The organism is Streptomyces sp. NPDC005070, assembly GCF_053600395.1.
This window is the reverse complement of sequence record NZ_JBSFZS010000582.1, coordinates 1-1,085: the sequence shown is the minus strand read 5'-3', so window position 1 is coordinate 1,085 and position 1,085 is coordinate 1. Positions and strand designations below refer to the sequence as shown.

Sequence of the window (1,085 nt, the reverse complement as noted above, 5' to 3'; positions counted from 1 at the left end):
CCGCCGCTCCTCGTCCTTGCGCGTGGCGACGAGGAAGAGTTCAGCCACCTCGTCGACGAACAGCACGATGGGAACGGGGCGTTCGTCCTCGGGGATGCAACTGTGGCAGACCCGCTCCGCCTGGCCCGAAGGCTGGCCACCGCCAAGAGCCGCCGCGCTGGCCAAGACCCTGGCCAGCATCCCCGAAATGACAGCGGCACGTGGCCCGGCCAGTCATTTCCTGCACGCCTCAGCGCTGTGCACCAGGTGATCCTCACCGCGCTCACTGACGAAGCCGCAGCGAGCGCTCCCGACGGCAACGAGGAGGAGTGGCTCAATGCCTCGGGCGAACACCTCACGGACGCCGAGACCGTTATCCTGCGCCAAGCCGCCGACGCACCACAGCACAGCGAAACCCTCGGCAAGCCGGCAACGCTCATGGAGCAGTTCAACGCCCCGAAGACCGGCGAACCGGGCGGTCCACCCACAGACGAGGTCATGCAGCACCCGCTCGTACGGATGGCCGACACCTACCGACAAATCATCATCAACCACGTCACACGAACAGCCCCTCCCACACAACCCGCCCCAGCGGCCGACCAGTCACACCGCACCGACGAAGCAACCGAACAGACGAACGTCGGCACGCCGGCTGCCGACGACAGTGGCAATACCTGAGCAGCGGAACTCAGCCACCCCGGTGGCAGCTGAGCTGAGTCGCTCACGGCAGACCAAGCACGTGATGCAGATCACTCTGAGCATTCCTAGTTTCATTGCTGCTGGGGATGACACCCAAGACCGAGGAGGGACGACCCGCTCGCTTGAAGGAGTAGCCCTCAATGCCCAATTCACTTCAGCACTGGATCTCTACAGTCGGGAAGCCGTGCGCCTTCCCGATCATGCCGGGCGCTGCCGGCGATCTGACGTTTGCCACAGTCACCGACACAGGTGTGCGACTGGGCAGTATCCCCAGCGCCGTCACCCTGCCCCTGATGGATCCAGTTCTCTCGCCTCAAAATATTTCCATGGACCTCGTAGACGGTGAGCTGCTTGTTCGTGGTGTCGCCGTACTCGTCGAAGGCGACGGGGCCGGCGATGCCGTCGAA

General features: G+C 64.2%; 2 protein-coding genes and 1 pseudogene. 1 reads left to right on the top strand and 2 read right to left on the bottom strand.

The features are described 5' to 3' along the window. A pseudogene (locus tag ACWEBX_RS41335) lies at positions 1–180 on the bottom strand (hypothetical protein); the annotation flags it as partial. Between the two features lie 57 nt (positions 181–237). Here ACWEBX_RS41335 and ACWEBX_RS41330 point away from each other — a divergent pair. Beyond that, positions 238–657 (top strand): hypothetical protein, encoded by a 420-nt coding sequence (locus ACWEBX_RS41330; RefSeq protein ID WP_451889806.1) that lies wholly within the window; start codon positions 238–240, stop codon positions 655–657. Positions 658–827: 170 nt separating this feature from the next. On the opposite strand, the gene ACWEBX_RS41325 is transcribed toward ACWEBX_RS41330, so the two are convergent. Next, the coding region (locus ACWEBX_RS41325) for a hypothetical protein (protein WP_451889805.1) at positions 828–1,085 on the bottom strand (258 nt) is incomplete at its 5' end.